Here is a 12,699-nt window from a genome sequence, read left to right as displayed (position 1 = left end):
TACTTTATCCCGAAAGGAAAAATCATATGGCCTTGCTTTGGTTTAACCTTATACTCGTTTTCTCATTTTCTTTTTTAGCCCGATATGTGGCAACACCAATTACCGTTCCAGGCGTAGTTGATGCGGTTCGACCAAATAAATTATTTGTTTTTGCTTCATTAGTATCTCTTGTAGTCATTTCCGGACTACGATCTAATATTGGAGATACTTTTTTTTACAAATATTCCTATGAGCTTAATAATTTCACATGGGATACAGTAATAGCGCAAAAGGATATCGGTTTTGGTTTGCTACAAATGCTATTAAAAAATTTTATTTCAGAAGATCCGCAAATCTTGATTTTTACAACAGCTCTTATCACAAATGTGTTCATTATTTTTGTTTTATACCATTATTCAAGAATGCTAGAGCTTAGTTTGTATGTCTACATCACAGGTGGTTTATTCCTTGTATCTATGAACGGCATACGGCAAGTATTAGCTGCTGCAATTGCTTTCACAGCAATAAAATATGTAACGGAAGGAAGTTTTATCAAATATGCATTGATTATTTGTTTGGCTTCCTTGTTTCATCAAAGCGCACTTATTCTATTACCTATATATTTTTTAGTGCGATTTAAGGCATGGTCCAAAGCGACTCTTGTATTAATTACGGTATCTTTAGTCATCGTAGTTGGATTTGAACAATTCTCAGCACTATTATTTTCAGCACTAGAGGATACCCAATATGGTCACTATAAAGGCTTTGAGGAAGGTGGGTCGAATATCCTGCGGGTTGCGGTAGGTGCGGTGCCTTTATTTATTGCTTTTCTAGGTAGGAATAAATTAAGGGAATTAACTCCAAATAGTGATTATATTGTAAATATGTCGCTATTAGGATTTATTTTTATGTTGATATCTACGCAGAATTGGATATTCGCTAGAATTTCCATTTATTTTGAGTTATATCAGTTAATTCTTATTTCATGGATTGTAAAGCTATTTCGTGAAAAGGACCAAAAATTTATCTACTTTGGAATTTTAATTTGCTACTTCGCTTATTATTATTATGAAAATGTAATAAGCCTACAAATTTTATATGAAAGTGATTACCTTGTATGGAACACGAAAGGGGGAGAAAAATGACCATTCTCGTTACTGGAGGGGCTGGATATATTGGTAGTCATACCTGTGTGGAGCTACTTAATAAAGGTTATGACATCGTTATTATGGATAGCTTTGAAAATAGTAATCCAAATGTATTAAAGCGGATAACGGAAATTACTGGTAAGCAAGTGAAAGCATATCCTATCCGTTTATTAGATAAAGCGAGTGTTAGCGAGGTGTTCGCTAAGCATAATATAGAAGCGGTCATGCATTTTGCTGGTTATAAAGCAGTGGGTGAGTCTGTTTCATTCCCGCTTAAATATTATCGTAATAATGTCCATAGCACCGTCATTTTATGTGAGGTTATGCGTGAGCATGGGGTCAATAAATTGGTGTTTAGTTCCTCGGCCACAGTATATGGTGCTGTAAATCAAGTTCCGATTGATGAGAATACGGAGCTGAAGCCAGCAAACCCTTACGGACGTACGAAACAAATAATTGAGGGAATGCTGCAAGACTTATACTTTTCAGATCAACGTTGGAGTATAGCCTTATTGCGCTATTTTAATCCAATTGGTGCGCATACTAGTGGCTTGATAGGAGAGGATCCAAATGGTATACCGAATAACCTACTTCCTTATATTTCACAGGTTGCTGTGGGAAAGTTAGATAAGCTTCATGTATTTGGAAATGATTATCCTACGAAAGATGGGACAGGAATAAGAGATTATATTCATGTGGTTGACTTAGCTATTGGTCATTTAAGTGCACTAGAAAACGTACAATCCTCCACAGGTATAAATACATTTAATCTTGGTACTGGTAGAGGATACAGTGTATTAGAAGTAATAGCTGCATTTGAAAAAGCTACTGGTAGAACTATTCCTTATACGATAGAAGCACGAAGATCTGGGGATGCAGCCATTTGTTATGCAAATTGCTCGAAAGCAAAAGAACAACTTGGGTGGCAAGCAACCAGAGGAATTGACGCTATGTGTAAGGATACGTGGAGATGGCAATCTACTAATCTAAATGGCTATGAGGAAGTAACAAAACGGAATAAAACGAATGTATCCCTGATAAAAAATGCAGGGATTTTTTAATGGCTTTTTATCCAACTTTATAATGCTTCTCCTCTTCTACTCAATTAAAAGAAGCCTTAAAAAAGCGCTCTCAGCGCTTTTTTGTAGTGTAAGAAACTATAAAATCAGTGCAATGACTGCGTTAAGCCAAGTAGTTATTTTGAAATGGTTGATGTATATTGGCAATGCTCCGACTAATTACTTCGCTTTCCGCGGGCAACGGCCTTAACTAACTTTGCAAAGAAGAACACGTTGCAAAGTGGATTTTCGGCTCGCGCTAATCCCGCAGGAGTCTACGTAATTAGTCTCCGCTATGAGAAGGTGCACCAATTCTTGTCATAAGTAATAGGTTGACTTTTTTTTACAATGGGTAAAGTGAAAATCGCTATCCGTGAGTATAAAAGCAGCTGTGTTACTTCATGCTAGCGTTGTAGAGCCTGATAATAGCGAAGGCCGGCCACTTCAACTCCTGTGGGAAATGTTTGACCTGAAGATCCACTTTTTTGAGCGGGTTTTGCTAAAAAAGTTAGCTGAAGGACAAACCCCACGGAAAGGGAAGTGGGCAGCCGGAGTGGTGGTCAAGCAAGCAGTAGCTATTATTCCATAATAGCTACTAGAGGAAGCGTAAATCTGAGCATTTAGTGATAAGGACTGAGCGAATTTTGCTCCGTTTTTCTAATCTAGGAAATGAAGGATCTGCCTTGTGGATAAATATGGGCGTGTTGAGCCGTGTTCAGCTCCAGCGCCCAGAAACTAGGCGAGTTCACGAATCCTTCTACGATAAGTCATCATCGGTTCGTAAGCTCACTGTGATTCCTTTATCTCTGCCGACTCACTTCGTTGCTCCGTTTCTAATCAGGCGCTAGCGCTTTTGTTCGTGTATACGGCAGTTTTTATAAGGGAAACGCTTCATAGAAAGGAGTTAAATATATGAAACGATTGGTTGATGTTTTTTTGTCCATTAGTATCCTTATTTTATTTTCTCCTATTTTCCTTATCGTTGCTGGGGGGGTCAGGCTGCAATTGGGAAGTCCTATTATTTTTAAACAACAACGCCCTGGTTTGCATCATAAACCGTTTCAGCTGTATAAGCTCAGAACGATGATAAATGAAAAGGAGAAAAATGGCGTCCTATTAACAGATGAAGAACGTTTAACAGCTTTGGGTAAGTGGATAAGAAAATACAGCTTAGATGAACTTCCACAATTTATTAATGTGCTAAAAGGTGAGATGAGTATTGTTGGTCCTCGACCACTACTGATGGAATACCTTCCATTATATAACGAAGAGCAGTTACTTCGTCATACGGTGAAACCTGGCATAACAGGGTGGGCTCAAGTAAATGGAAGAAATGCAATTACGTGGGAGGAAAAATTTAAATTAGATATTTGGTATGCAAAAAATCAAAATCTCCTATTAGATAGTAGAATCTTAGTTTTAACTTTTATTAAAGTGCTTAAAAGAGAAGGGATAACTCAACAGGGTTCAGCAACAATGACAAAGTTTCATGGCACGAAAGAAGCCCAATAAGATGCGGATCATTATCATAGGAGATGGTGGACATAGCAAGGTTGTACAAGAGATGATATTTGCTAAGGAAAATTATCATGTTGTAGCTATTTTAGATGATAAGTATGAACGTGGATTTCAGATAGAAGGTGTCATTCATGCACCCGTATCTTATCTTATAAAGCTTTTACGTAAAGGAACTAAGGTGGTTATTGCTATTGGTGACAATAAAGTGAGAAAGGAAATTGTGGAGCAACTACCATTGTTACCAAAGCATTATCTATCCATAGCTCACCCGTCAGCTATAGTGAGTAAATCTGCTACCATTGGGTTTGGATCAGTAATTATGCCTCATGCGATAATCAATGCGAATGCTGAAGTAGGAATGTACTCGATTATCAACACATCAGCAATTGTAGAGCACGATAGTATAATAGGTGATTATTCGCATGTTTCACCAAATGCAACATTAGCGGGGAATGTAAGCACGGGTGAGGGAGTTCATGTTGGTTCATCAGCTACTATCATACCAGGAAAGCATCTAGGAAAATGGTCCATTATTGGTGCAGGGTCTACCGTTATTGAGCATATCCCAGCCTATAGTAAAGCTGTTGGTTCCCCTACACGAATTATAGATAGATTCGTCAATAATGATAAAACGAAAAAAGAGGGTGAGCTTATTGACAGAGCCAAGAATTAATCTATCCTTGCCACATATGAGTGGTACAGAAATGGAATATATAGAAGCGGCGTTTGAGATGAATTGGATTGCCCCACTTGGCCCAAATGTAGATAGGTTTGAGCAAGAGATGGCTGAGCGAGTAGGTGTTAAGGATGCGGTTGCGCTAAGCTCGGGAACGGCCGCTATTCATCTAGCGCTGTGTTTGATGAATGTTACGAGAGGAGATACGGTGTTTTGCTCTACGTTAACATTTGTTGCTAGCGCTAATCCCATTTTATATCAAGGGGCAGAACCGGTTTTTATAGATTCAGAGCCTGATTCCTGGAATATGTCACCGCAAGCTTTAAAGCGGGCAATGGAGGATGCTGTCTTACGGGGAAAGCTTCCGAAAGCAGTTATTGTTGTTCATCTCTATGGACAAAGCTCCCAAATGGATGCCATCGTACAGATTTGTAATGCCTATGAAGTCCCTATCATAGAAGATGCAGCGGAGTCCCTAGGTACCACCTATAAAAACAAGGCTTCCGGTACGTTTGGCAAGTATGGAATTTACTCATTTAATGGAAATAAAATTATTACTACATCCGGAGGGGGGATGCTCATCTCAAACGATGTTGAATCTATACAACGAGCGCGTTTTCTTGCGACGCAGGCTCGCGATCAAGCACGACATTATCAACATAGCGAAATCGGATTTAATTACCGAATGAGTAATATTATAGCTGGGATTGGTAGGTCACAATTACGTGTGTTGGAGGAACGTGTTGCTGCAAGAAGGCAGGTGTTCGATAGGTATGAACGATTATTAGGAGATTTACCAGGTATTCAATTTATGCAAGAGCTAAAAAACACAAGATCCAATCGTTGGCTGACTACGTTTACCGTTAGTCCAGAGGCTACGAACACAACAGCAGACGAGGTGTTAAGGACCTTAGAAGAAGCAAATATAGAAGCACGACCAGTTTGGAAGCCTCTTCATTTACAGCCACTTTTTTACGATGCTACGTACTATCCACATCAAGAAAACCTTCACGTAGCCGAACAATTGTTTCAAACAGGGATTTGTCTTCCTTCTGGGTCAAACTTAACGGAAGAGCAGCAGTTTCGAGTTATTACTTGTATTCGAAAGGCGTTTAAGCGTTCTCTCCCAAATGGGAGTTTTTTTATTATAGGAAAACGCGAGGTATAGGAGATGTTGGGAAAAAATATTAAACGTATTCGTAAAAAAAAGGGAATTAGTTTAACAGAATGCGCACAACGTGCAAATATATCGAAATCTTATTTAAGCAGTATGGAAAGGAATGTCAATCATAATCCATCGATCCAAATATTAGAGAAAATCGCAGCTGTGTTGGATGTCGATCTCCGAACGATATTAGGCTTAGATGATAAAGATGCAAAATTGCCAGAGCATGAGTGGATAGATTTTGTAAATGAACTAAAGAGAACAGGCATTGACAAGGGGCAACTTCATGAATATCGCGCAGTGATTGAATTTGCAAAGTGGCAAAAGGAGAAAGATGATTTAGGCTAATAAAATGAACTGTTTAAATTTACAAAGGAGATCATAAATGAAACAGAAGAAGCCGATTAGAGTATTACATGTGGTTGGTGCAATGAATCGTGGTGGAACAGAAACATTGCTTATGAATATCTATCGAAGACTAAACCATCAACAAATACAATTCGATTTTATATCTTACAGTAGTGAAGAAGCGGATTATGATCAGGAAATTAGAAGTTTAGGTGGTAGCGTTATTACGCTTACAAAGACAAATTCAATTCGTGAGATCTATCATGCTATCAAGCACTATGGCCCATATGTGGCCATCCACGCACATACGCTATTTCACTGCGGGGTTGCTATGACAGCCGGTTATCTAGCTGGTGTTAAGCGAAGAATATCGCATGCACATACGACGAAGGATGAAGGCAACAGTATCATTAGAAAAGCCTATAAGCCCACGATGCGATTGCTCATTCAGCTATTTTCCACGCATTTATTAGCATGTAGTAATCATGCTGGTCACTATCTATTCGGCCGAAGAGGGCTATCGAAACAAACGTATGCCTATTTTCCCAATGCAATTGAGTATACGCATTTTTTGTATAAGGATCACAAGCAGGTAGAACAGTTTAAGAGGGAGGAAGGGTTATCAAATCAGCGGATTATTGGTCACATTGGTAGATTCATCGCAGCTAAAAATCATCGATTTCTACTGGAAATCCTAAAAGTTTGTAGACAAAAAGATCCTACAGTCATGCTAATTCTTGTTGGGGAAGGTAAGTTACAAAAAGAGCTTCAGGAAACTGCTAAACAAGAAAAGCTTGATCAGAATATTCGTTTTTTAGGTCTTCGCAAGGATATTCCTACCATTCTGCATACAATGGATGTATTTCTATTTCCATCCATTTATGAAGGGCTGGGTCTTGTGTTACTAGAGGCACAAGCGAGTGGCTTACCATGTATCGTTTCCGAAGCAATTCAACCGGAGGCAGACCTTAAATTAGGACTAATCTCGAGAATTTCTTTGCAGGAAGGGCCACAATATTGGGCAGATAAAATTATGAACATGGTGTATAAGAGAGAAAAGAATACGATGAAAGTGAAAGCTGCTTTCGAAAAAAATGGATATTCGGTTTCCCTAGCTATTGCAAAGCTGATGGGCATTTATATATCCGATAGCGGTGGTGTATATGAAGAAAAAAATATTTATCGCCTCCTTTGATATGGAGGTTGGTGGGGTAGAAAGGAGTCTCCTTAGCTTACTTGAAAATCTAGATTACGATACGTACCATGTCGATTTAATGCTGTATAGACAGCAGGGGGAATTTTTGAAGCTCGTTCCACATAACGTAAATATATTAACTGAAATACCAGCGTATACGACATTTCGTAAGTCCATTCCAACCGTTATAAAAGAACGGCATTACCAGATAGGTTTTTCCAGAATAATGGCGAAGCTACATGCACAAATAAACGGTTTTAAATTAAAAGCTTCGGAGCCAGGCTATTATCAATCACAGCTCATGTGGAAATATACCTTGCCGATGCTACCGACTATAAAAGAGCAGTATGATGTTGCAATTAGTTATTTATGGCCCCATTATTTTGTTGCTGAAAAGGTGAAAGCACATCATAAAATCGCTTGGATACATACAGATTATTCAACAGTGCAGGTTGACAAAGAAATGGATTACGATATGTGGGCTAAATTCGACTCGATTATTGCGGTTTCGGAGGCATGCAGAGAGGCTTTTTTAAACGTATATAAAGGACTTGATGTAAAAGTAGTGGAGAATATGATATCACCTATGTTTGTTAGGAAGATGGCAACAAAAGAAGTAGAAAATCCGATGCTAAACGATACTAGATTTAAGATCGTAACGGTTGCACGTTTATCTCATGCGAAAGGGATTGATATGGCGATAAAAGCATTAAAGCAAATAATAGATAGTGGTTATAAAAACCTTGCTTGGTACGTTGTTGGCTATGGTGGAGATGAGCAAATGCTGTATCGATTGATCGCCAACAATCACCTACAAAATCATTTTTTCTTATTAGGGAAAAAAGTCAATCCGTATCCCTTTATGAAAGCAGCAGATCTTTACGTGCAACCTTCTAGATATGAAGGAAAAGCAGTGACAGTAACAGAAGCGCAAATTTTAGCAAAACCAGTTCTAATTACCAATTATCCAACCGCTGCAAGTCAGCTTAAGCATAACGTAGATGGATGCATTTGTGCTCTCGGAATTGATGGTTTGGTTACCGGCATCAAGCAGCTGATTCATCATACATCCTACCGAGAAAGACTAGTAGAGAATACCAAGCAATTGGATTATAGCAATAAATTAGAAATCAAAAAGCTATATCAGACATTTGAACAAGAAGTCGCAGGGAGGTCATAGTCTTTAATGGATAATATTGTATTATTAGATACATCTGTAGGGTCTCTGAATAAGGGTGATGACATTATTATGAAGTGTGTGAGAGAGCACTTAACGGAAATTACAAAGGAGGATTACGTACTTACCTTACCAACGCATTTAGCTCCATTTCATTGGTATCAAGTGGTTAGAGGCTCTAACCGTGTAAAACTATATAGTAATGCGAAATACAAATTTGTCGGAGGATCCAATTTACTGACAATGGATATGCTAACCCATTTTCCACAATGGAATATTAATCTATTTAATTATCAACCTTTAAAAGGAAGTATTTTGGTTGGAGTTGGTGCAGGAAAAGGAACTAAAATAAAGCGATATACAAAAATGCTTTATAAAAAAGTATTATCGCATGACTATATTCATAGTGTTAGAGACGAACGAACAAAAAGTTTCGTAGAAGATATGGGGCTGAAGGCAATTAATACTGGCTGTGCGACATTATGGTCACTCACGCCAGATTTTTGTTTGCAAATTCCGAAACATAAAGCTACATCGGTGGTTTTTACACTTACTTTTCATGCGAGACATAAAGAATGCGATCAGTTATTAATAAATGTCTTACAAAAAAATTATGAAAAGATCTATTTCTGGATTCAAGATAAAGAGGATCTGCATTACTTTCATACACTCGATAATATAGAAGGGATTCAGATTGTTTCTCCAACGTTAGTAGCGTATGAAAAAATATTGTCTCAAGATATTGATTATATCGGTACACGTTTACATGGAGGAATTTATGCAATGAGACATAAAAAGCGAGCTATTATTATTGGTATTGATGAAAGGGCGCGAGGCATGGGAGAGACATATAACCTTAATCAACTAGACAGAAGAGAAATGAGTCAATTAGAAACCACCATACATTCCGCGATTACTACTGATGTAAAGCTAGATCTCAAGCGAATAAATACGTGGCTACAACAATTTAGGCAAGTGAATACGTCCGATACCGAATTGTCATTTAGAGGTGCTCAATGAAAGCTATTATACTCGATGATGTTGCAGTGAATGGAAAAAGGATTGATATTTCGTTTCGTGTAGACAAGAAACTCCAACGGTATTTTCAACAAGGTAATCATCTCTTTTTTCAATATAATGATGATTTGAAAGATGTCCCGGTTAGTGTAGCAGCTATTCCATTTGTTGCGAACACCGCACCACTTGCTTGGATAACCAATTCATCCATCTATGTTTCTGAATTGGATAAATCCTTTTATGATTGCCTTGCCAACATCAAGAAAGCCTATCAGCGAATGTACCCAGATGTAATTTTTTCAGGTGAAATACATGTGGATCACCTCATAGAGAATAGCTATACCCCTGAACATGAAGCTGCTCAGTTATTTAGTGGGGGACTTGATGCACTTGCTACCTTTATTCGGATCAAGGAAAAGAAGCCCTTACTTATTACCGAATATGGATGGCATCAGCATTCCGTACAACGAAGTAAGGTATGGGATGCCGATAAAAAACACGTGACTCGATTTGCTTGTGACCATAACCTTGATAACATTCTTATTCATTCCAATTATGGGACATTTATTAGCGCTCAAGAAATTGATAGACATTTTCTAAAGAAACTTGGTGATTCTTGGTGGCATGGCTTACATCATAGTTTAGCTATTATTTCTGCGGCTATCCCGATCGCCTATAAGGAGAAAATCAACTGTATATACATTGCTAGCTCTTATTTTAGAGGATATAGGGCAAAGTGTGCATCGGATCCAACGATTGATAATGAGATAAAATTTGCTTCGGGACATGTGTTTCATGACGGTTATGAGATAAATCGGCAGGAAAAAGTGAAATTAGTTGTAGACTATTACGCAAACAAGGAAACGGATGTGAACCTCAGGGTCTGTTTTTTAAATGAAAAAAATTGCTGTCATTGCGAGAAATGTGTTCGTACAATAGTTGGTATTGTTGCGGAGGGTAGCGATCCAAGTGATTTCGGATTTCCTATAACAGGAAGTCTATCTCAACATATAAGCGATTTTTTAAAGGATAACGTGAAGTATTTTACACCGGCGCGAATCATGCAGTGGAACCTATCTAAAGACAGAATGAAAGAGAATCAGGAAAAAATTATGGATCAGGAATTAGTGGCTTGGTTCGTAATGTATGATTTTGCGGCTAAAAGAAAAAAAGCACTTTTAAAATACAGACTAACAAAGTTCGTTCCAATAATTATTCGCAGAGTACGCACTCGGTTAAATCGAATACGAATGCAAAATTTATAAAGTAGAAGGCGTTTATATGAGAATCGAAAACTCAATTAGAAATATGTTCTTTGGGGTTTCAGGACAAGTAATTAGTCTGATCATGGGGATGATTGTTCGCACCGTTTTTATTTATACGCTTGGTATCGAATACGTAGGTGTTGAAGGGCTGTTCAGCAGTGTTCTCTTAATTTTATCACTAACGAATTTAGGCTTTGATACTGCTATGATCTATAGCTTATATAAACCGTTGGCAGAAAAGGATACGATCAAAATTCAAGCGTACATGAATCTATTTAAAAAGGCATATAGAATCATCGGCGCTGCTGTTTGTGTCATCGGACTATTACTATTACCATTTCTGCCATACCTACTAAATGGTGATACACGAATTGATCATTTGCATGCAATCTATCTGTTATTTTTATTGCAATCTGTTATGTCCTATTATTTTGTGCATAAGCAAGCAATTATTATTGCAGATCAACGACATCATATAATATCAAAGATACACAGTGTGTTTATCGTTATGACTAATCTATGTTTGATTGTATTACTATTAACAACTAAAAATTATATTGTCGTTCTTTCTACACAGGTCGCTTTCCGAGTAATGGAGAATGTTTATATAGCACGTAAAGCGAATCAATTGTATCCATTTTTGATGGAAGGAGCACATGCAACGCTACCGAAAAAAGATAGAAAACAATTTTTTAGTAATTTGTATGCTCTCTTTTTATATAAGATTAGCGGTGTTGTTATTCATGGTGCAGACAATATCATTATATCCGTTTTTGCCGGTATCGCCTTTGTAGGGATGTATGCCAATTATTTATTAATTATTAGCACGATTACTACGCTTTTAGGCTATTTATTTCACTCGATAACAGCAAGTGTTGGTAACTTACATGTTGAAGAAAGTGCGGAAAAGAAGTATTTTATATTTCGTGTTATTCGCTTTACTAATTTCTGGATATTTGGCTTCTGTGCTATTTGTCTTTGGAATTTATTTAATCCGTTTATTACCGTTTGGTTAGGCGATCAGTACGTATTAAATATGTTTATCGTATTTGCCATAATCTTAAACTTTTTTACGGCGGGTATGCAAAATGCGACTACTACGTTTAGAGAAACAACGGGTTTATTTAGGAAGGGAAAATATCGACCGATTATAGCAGCAGGAATAAATATTTTAGTTTCCATTATACTAGCAAAGGAAATTGGCTTGGCGGGAGTGTTCATAGGAACGGTTATAAGTAGATGGAGCGTTTATTTTTGGTATGATCCATATATCCTTTTTAGATATGTTTTTTTTCAACCAGTTCGCTTTCACTTTATACGATATATGGTGTATACCTTAATTGTTGTTATAGCTGCTATCATAACGGATTTTATTGCCAGAAGCTTTTTCACCACATATACCATGTGGACAATTTTATTCAGAGGTACTATATGCATAATCATTCCCAATGTATTGTTTTATCTGTTGTTTCGAAAGACAGAAGAGTTTAACTATCTCTATCATGTTGCTAAACGAATCGTAAGCACGAAACTCATGAAGCACCCAGTAGTAGAGAAAACCTTTTCTCATAAATAATCACTTGTTTTTCTTATAAGTTAAGAAAGTATAAAATCAGTGCAATGACTGCGTTAAGCCAAGTAGTTATTTTGAAATGTTTGATGTATATTGGCAATGCTCCGACTAATTACTTCGCTATCCGGGGCACGGCCTCAACTAACTTTGCAAAGAAGAACACGTTGCAAAGTGGATTTTCGGCTCGCGCTAATCCCGCAGGAGTCTACGTAATTAGTCTCCGCTATGCGAAGGTGCAACAATTCTTGTCATAAGTAATAGGTTGACTTTTTTTCCAATGGGTAAAGTGAAAATCGCTATCCGTGAGTATAAAAGCAGCTGTGTTACTTCATGCTAGCGTTGTAGAGCCTGATAATAGCGAAGGCCGGCCACTTCAACTCCTGTGGGAAATGTTTGACCTGAAGATCCACTTTTTTGAGCGGGTTTTGCTAAAAAAGTTAGCTGAAGGACAAACCCCACGGAAAGGGAAGTGGGCAGCCGGAGTGGTGGTCAAGCAGTAGCTATTATTCCATAATAGCTACTAGAGGAAGCGTAAATTTGAGCATGTAGTGATAAGGGCTGAGCGAATTTTGCTCAGTTT

13 protein-coding genes are annotated in these 12,699 nt (G+C 37.7%); all 13 read left to right on the top strand.

Translation table 11 applies throughout. The features are described 5' to 3' along the window. Positions 1-26 precede the first annotated feature (26 nt). Complete coding sequence (locus RVS70_RS10990; RefSeq protein WP_321133285.1) at positions 27-1,124, top strand: EpsG family protein; 1,098 nt, start codon at positions 27-29, stop codon at positions 1,122-1,124. Continuing rightward, positions 1,121-2,188 (top strand): UDP-glucose 4-epimerase GalE, encoded by a 1,068-nt coding sequence (gene galE / locus RVS70_RS10985; RefSeq protein WP_321133283.1) that lies wholly within the window; start codon positions 1,121-1,123, stop codon positions 2,186-2,188. The genes RVS70_RS10990 and galE overlap by 4 nt, the downstream gene beginning before the upstream one ends. A gap of 370 nt (positions 2,189-2,558) precedes the next feature. Continuing rightward, on the top strand, positions 2,559-2,774 hold the full coding sequence (locus RVS70_RS10980; protein WP_121603973.1) for a hypothetical protein: 216 nt from the start codon (positions 2,559-2,561) through the stop codon (positions 2,772-2,774). A gap of 323 nt (positions 2,775-3,097) precedes the next feature. Next, positions 3,098-3,697, top strand: coding sequence for a sugar transferase (locus RVS70_RS10975; protein WP_026680469.1), 600 nt, complete (start codon positions 3,098-3,100; stop codon positions 3,695-3,697). Continuing rightward, positions 3,675-4,376: an acetyltransferase gene (locus RVS70_RS10970; RefSeq protein WP_321133282.1), complete on the top strand. Its 702-nt coding sequence runs from the start codon at positions 3,675-3,677 to the stop codon at positions 4,374-4,376. The genes RVS70_RS10975 and RVS70_RS10970 overlap by 23 nt, the downstream gene beginning before the upstream one ends. Continuing rightward, on the top strand, positions 4,327-5,547 hold the full coding sequence (locus RVS70_RS10965) for a DegT/DnrJ/EryC1/StrS family aminotransferase (RefSeq protein ID WP_321133281.1): 1,221 nt from the start codon (positions 4,327-4,329) through the stop codon (positions 5,545-5,547). Before RVS70_RS10970 ends, RVS70_RS10965 begins: the two co-directional genes overlap by 50 nt. 3 nt (positions 5,548-5,550) lie before the next feature. Then, positions 5,551-5,892: a helix-turn-helix domain-containing protein gene (locus RVS70_RS10960; protein WP_121604218.1), complete on the top strand. Its 342-nt coding sequence runs from the start codon at positions 5,551-5,553 to the stop codon at positions 5,890-5,892. 37 nt (positions 5,893-5,929) lie between these two features. After that, a complete protein-coding gene (locus RVS70_RS10955; protein ID WP_121604217.1) occupies positions 5,930-7,087 on the top strand; it encodes a glycosyltransferase family 1 protein in 1,158 nt (385 codons plus the stop codon). Further along, positions 7,056-8,267 (top strand): glycosyltransferase, encoded by a 1,212-nt coding sequence (locus RVS70_RS10950; RefSeq protein ID WP_226983592.1) that lies wholly within the window; start codon positions 7,056-7,058, stop codon positions 8,265-8,267. Before RVS70_RS10955 ends, RVS70_RS10950 begins: the two co-directional genes overlap by 32 nt. A gap of 6 nt (positions 8,268-8,273) precedes the next feature. Next, positions 8,274-9,284 carry a polysaccharide pyruvyl transferase family protein gene (locus RVS70_RS10945; protein ID WP_121604216.1) on the top strand — a complete coding sequence of 337 codons (1,011 nt, stop codon included), beginning with the start codon at positions 8,274-8,276 and terminating at the stop codon, positions 9,282-9,284. Next, positions 9,281-10,546 (top strand): peptidase, encoded by a 1,266-nt coding sequence (locus RVS70_RS10940; protein ID WP_205389360.1) that lies wholly within the window; start codon positions 9,281-9,283, stop codon positions 10,544-10,546. Before RVS70_RS10945 ends, RVS70_RS10940 begins: the two co-directional genes overlap by 4 nt. Positions 10,547-10,562: 16 nt before the next feature. Further along, positions 10,563-12,122: a lipopolysaccharide biosynthesis protein gene (locus RVS70_RS10935; RefSeq protein WP_121604214.1), complete on the top strand. Its 1,560-nt coding sequence runs from the start codon at positions 10,563-10,565 to the stop codon at positions 12,120-12,122. A gap of 299 nt (positions 12,123-12,421) precedes the next feature. After that, on the top strand, positions 12,422-12,619 hold the full coding sequence (locus RVS70_RS10930) for a hypothetical protein (RefSeq protein WP_121603754.1): 198 nt from the start codon (positions 12,422-12,424) through the stop codon (positions 12,617-12,619). Positions 12,620-12,699: the final 80 nt, after the last annotated feature.

Origin of the sequence: Virgibacillus sp. M23 (genome assembly GCF_034190895.1) — a bacterium.
Lineage (GTDB): Bacteria > Bacillota > Bacilli > Bacillales > Amphibacillaceae > Virgibacillus > Virgibacillus salarius.
The sequence above is the reverse complement of the archived record's forward strand: the minus strand, read 5'-3'. Positions and strand labels throughout refer to the sequence as shown.